This window comes from Clostridium sp. (assembly GCF_026168755.1).
GTDB lineage: Bacteria > Bacillota > Clostridia > Clostridiales > Clostridiaceae > Clostridium.
This window is the reverse complement of the sequence record NZ_JAPFDR010000088.1, coordinates 1-4,590: the sequence shown is the minus strand read 5'-3', so window position 1 is coordinate 4,590 and position 4,590 is coordinate 1. Positions and strand designations below refer to the sequence as shown.

Genomic DNA, 4,590 nt, shown 5'->3' with positions numbered 1-4,590 from the left:
TATTGATGTTAGAGCAAAAACTTCTAAGGGAGAAAATATAGACATAGAAGTACAACTTACAGATCAAGGGAATATGGATAAAAGGACATTATTTTATTGGGGAAAGATGTATCTAGAAAATATAAAACAAGGCCAAGATTATACTAGTTTGGAAAAGGTAATTACAATTAATATCTTAGATTTTGAATTTTTAGGGACAGAAAGCTATCAATCATCATTTCACTTATGGGAAGATATAGAAAAAGACTATATGTTAACAGATGTTGTAGAAATACACTTTTTAGAACTACCTAAGTTTAGAAAGAAAAAAGATAAAGATTATAGAGAGAATGCTATAGAAAGGTGGCTTATGTTTTTAGAAAAGGATATATCTGAAACTACATTGAAGGAGTTGATGAGTTTGGATACAGCTATAGAAAAAGCTGAACAAAAAATCGAATACTTAAGTAGTGATGAAGAAACTATGAGGATTTATTACGAGAGAGAAAGGTCACTTCATGAAAGGGCTAATATGATAAGTACTGCAGAAGCAAGAGGTAAACATGATAAAGCAATAGAAATAGCGAAAAACTTATTAGATATTTTAGATAATGAAACAATAGCTATAAAGACAGGGTTAGATATAAAAGAAATTAAAGATTTAAGAGATAAGAATTGTTAGGATAGGTGAAAACTTATCCTATTTTTATAAAAAAATATTATTAAAACTTGAATTTGAAATATTATTAATTATATTGTATATGGGCAAATCTAAACCTTTTTTACTTACGATACGGAGAACCGTACCACAAATAAATGATATTTATAAATATATTTTATATATTTAGATTTTAATGAAACTAGATGTACAGTAGTTAGATTGGTTTTTTACACAAATCAATCTACTGTCCCAAAAGAGTATATGACTCAGTAAAAGTCATATACTCTTTATATTACAATTCTTTAGCAATAGCATATCCTGCATGAATAGCATCTTTTATTGTTCCAACATTGTTTGCGTCTCCTATAGTGTGATAAGGCATTTGAAGTTCCTTTAAGGTATCAGCTAGTGTGGTGTCTGTGTGGTAACCTACGGCGAAGATAAGGGTGTCGGCATCAGCAATGCAGTGGATTTCACCGTCTTTGCTATAGTAGATTTTGTCTTCCTCTACCTTTTCAACCTTGGCACTACAGATTAGATCTATGCCTTTTTTAATCATACGTTGTACAAGTAAACTTCTACCTGCACCTGTTTCTGTTGACATGATTTCTGGAGCCATTTCAATTACAGTGACTTTTCTGTCTCTAGGAAGACGGTCATAAACTAAGGGTGCTAGATAATCTGCAGTTTCACAGCCTACAGAACCACCTCCAATAATAACGATTTTACGGCCAGGGAAGGCTTTTCCACCTAGAATATCATCAGCAGTTGCCCAATGTTTAAAGGCTGTAAATGGTTGGATAACAATAGGGGAGGCACCATTGCTTATAATCACTTCATAATCAGCAAATTCATTTTGTAATAGTTCTTTATTAACAGTACAGTTTAAACGAATTTCAACTCCAGTTTCTTCGAGTTTTCTAACCATGTATTGTGTAACCTTTGAAAGATCTTGCTTAGCAATTGGCACAGAAGCTATACGCATAAGTCCACCTAGTTCTTCATTTTGATCGCAAAGGACTACATGATGACCTCTTTTCTTTGCAACATAGGCTGCTTCCATACCAGCAGGTCCGCCACCAATAACAAGAATTTTTTTCTTTGTGTTAGATAACTTAAGAGTATCCTCATTTTCAATTTCAAGAGAAGGATTGATTGTACAAGATACACGCTTTCCAAACATAATACCGTTTAGGCAACGAAGACATCCAATACATGGACGTATATCATTATCTATACCTTTTTCGGCTTTATTAGCAAATTCAGAATCGCATAAATTAGCTCTTCCAATCATGCAGATATCTGCTTTACCATTGGCAATTAATTCATCAGCAATCCAAGGCTCTGTAATTCGTCCAACAGTAGCTATTGGGATTGACGTATGTTTTTTGATTTCTTCTGATAACTTAGCGTGAGAACCTTGCTTTGTACCAGGTGCAGGGATTGAGCTACCACGCATGATAGTAGTTCCTCCAGATACGTGAATCATATCAGCACCAGCTTTCTCTAATTGCTTAGCAATGTATATTCCATCGTTAAGATTTAAGCCTCCATCACAGTATTCATCACCAGAAATTCTTACATCAATGATGAAATCTTTTCCGCACGTTTTACGAACTTCTTCAATAACTTCTAGTGTTAATTTCAAACGGCCATTGATATCACCGCCATATTCATCAGTTCTTTTATTATATAGAGGAGATAAAAAACCTCCTAGTAGACCGTGGGCATGAGCAGCATGAATTTCAACACCATCTCCTCCAGCGGTTTTAATTCTTAAGGCTGCTTCACCAAACTGCTTGATAATAATCTTTAATTCTGGTATGGTTACTGGTCTTGGGGCTTCCTTTGCATAGGCAGGACCAACATTTGATGGTGCAATTAAACGAGGTGTTCCCGGAATAGGGAAGGCCATGTAAGCAGGATGGAATAATTGTGGAAGGATTTTTGCTCCATACTTATGGACAGCCTCCGTCAATTTTTTCCAAGCAGGAATATAAGAATCATCACTTATGGACATATCTCCAGGTAAATATGTGTAAACAGGTTCAATAGTAGTTACTTCAGTAACAATAAGACCAACACCACCCTTTGCTCTTGCAGCGTAATGCTCAACTAAAGTATCTGTTACATAACCTTTATCTGCTAGGTTTGTAGATATTGGTGGCATAAAAATACGGTTTTTAACTGTGGTTTCACCAATTTTGATAGGTGAAAATAAATGACTATATTTTTTCATATCCTCATCTCCTTTTTCTTTGATGTTACCATATTATTCAATTAGTATCCTTGTCCTAGCTTGATGTTAAAGGTTAAAATATGTCCTCATATTTGAAGATTAAAAGCGAAATAAGATAATATTAAAGCGAAAAATGACTTATAATAGAAAGTTACAAGGTAGATTTTAAGTTCCTCCATTTTAAACTTTAGCAATATCTATAATAATTTCATCATTACAGTGAGTTATAGTGCTTTTTACATCTTTATATGTTTGAATGGAGCAAAGAGTATGCCCTTCTTTCACTTTGATTTTTATGCTATCATTTTCATAAAGGATGTTTTCTGATTCTTCTAACAGGTGTTGAAGGAGCTGCTTTTGATTATAATCTAGAGACATTATTTGTTCTCTTTTATCTTCATTAAATTTCATGTTATTGACAAACTTTTTGCGATAGTGGCTAGGAACAATTCCATAAAGTTCTTTGAAGGCTGTGGTATAGGCTTTAGAATTTGGCATGCCACAATCAGCAGCAATCTGCTCAATGGATTTTTTCCCCTCTAATAAAGATTCTATGGATTCACGAATTCTTACTAGAGCAACATATTTTACAAATGGAATACCTGTATACTTCTTAAAGAGTTTGGAAGTGTAAGAAACGCTAAACATAAGTGTATCTGCTACATCTGTTAAACGTAGATCCTCTTGATAATGGCTATCTATGTACTGAATAGCTTTAATATAGTTTTCTCTATGAATAGATTGAAGAGGTAAACGTTCAATAGGATACTGCATGTGATTAGAAGTTATATAAACAATTTCCATCATTATTGTATTTAACTCAAATAAATTATTATTACCACGTAATAGAACTCCAACTAATTTACCTATTTGAAGCTTTAATTTTTTCAATAATTTCAAATTATTATTGTCAGTGCAAACAATTGATTCGTAGGAATGCTTTATTTCTCCTATCATTGCTGATGGAAAGAGAGAAAAATCAATATGTATGGTTAAAATCACATTTTCTTCTCTAGAATTTTGACGAATTATATGAATATCATTTGGAGCAATGATTAATAGTTCATGCTCTTTAATTATATGAGAGAAGTTTTCTGTAATAACCTCATATTCTCCCTTTAAAACGTAGGTTATTTCTAGACTACTATGACGACAAAATACTTGTCTGCTAAAGCTGTTAATGCTTAGGCTTAAAGGATAACCGAATTTTTGACCTGAAAAATCATAATAATATTTCATATTTTGCATAAAAAACCTCCATTTATTGTAGTTGCAGATTTAGCGTATTTTTTCTTTAGATATATAAATTAAAATTATATTACTAATAATAGATGCTTTTACAAAAGTAAACAAGTTGTTATTCTTGATAATGATTGAATGATAAAAGTCTTAGCGAAATAAAGAAATTATATAGGGAAGATAGACAAGATGTATTAGAAAAAGCTGATGAGCTTATTAATTTGACACATATATCATTTATTGATATATTATATTTAATGATATATCAATAAATGATATATATAATAGGAAGGAGGATTTTATGCCAAGAAAAGATTCTATTGATATTGGAGAACTAACAGATTCTGCTTTTTATATTTTATCTAGTGTTATTGAGGAAAAGCACGGATACCTAATTATGAAAACTATTGAGAATCTTACTAATAATGAAGTTACTATTGGTCCTGCATCACTTTATACAACACTGAAAAAG

General features: G+C 32.1%; 4 protein-coding genes. 2 read left to right on the top strand and 2 right to left on the bottom strand.

Annotation, left to right across the window (positions count from 1 at the left end; genetic code table 11):
* The coding region (locus tag Q0Y03_RS15075) for an Rpn family recombination-promoting nuclease/putative transposase (RefSeq protein ID WP_297714614.1) at window positions 1–661 on the top strand (661 nt) is incomplete at its 5' end.
* Between the two features lie 271 nt (window positions 662–932).
* On the opposite strand, the gene Q0Y03_RS15070 is transcribed toward Q0Y03_RS15075, so the two are convergent.
* Window positions 933–2,879: an FAD-dependent oxidoreductase gene (locus tag Q0Y03_RS15070; RefSeq protein WP_297714613.1), complete on the bottom strand. Its 1,947-nt coding sequence runs from the start codon at window positions 2,877–2,879 to the stop codon at window positions 933–935.
* A gap of 180 nt (window positions 2,880–3,059) precedes the next feature.
* Complete coding sequence (locus tag Q0Y03_RS15065; protein WP_297714612.1) at window positions 3,060–4,127, bottom strand: AraC family transcriptional regulator; 1,068 nt, start codon at window positions 4,125–4,127, stop codon at window positions 3,060–3,062.
* 292 nt (window positions 4,128–4,419) lie between these two features.
* Between Q0Y03_RS15065 and Q0Y03_RS15060 the strand changes: the two genes are divergently transcribed.
* Window positions 4,420–4,590, top strand: a 171-nt coding sequence (locus Q0Y03_RS15060) for a PadR family transcriptional regulator (protein ID WP_297714248.1), incomplete at its 3' end; no start/stop codon positions are given.

What these genes read in the sequence shown, in the direction of transcription:
- Q0Y03_RS15070 (WP_297714613.1), bottom strand. Translation starts at nt 2,879, where the DNA reads ATGAAAAAATATAGTCATTTATTTTCACCTATCAAAATTGGTGAAACC.
- Q0Y03_RS15065 (WP_297714612.1), bottom strand. Translation starts at nt 4,127, where the DNA reads ATGCAAAATATGAAATATTATTATGATTTTTCAGGTCAAAAATTCGGT.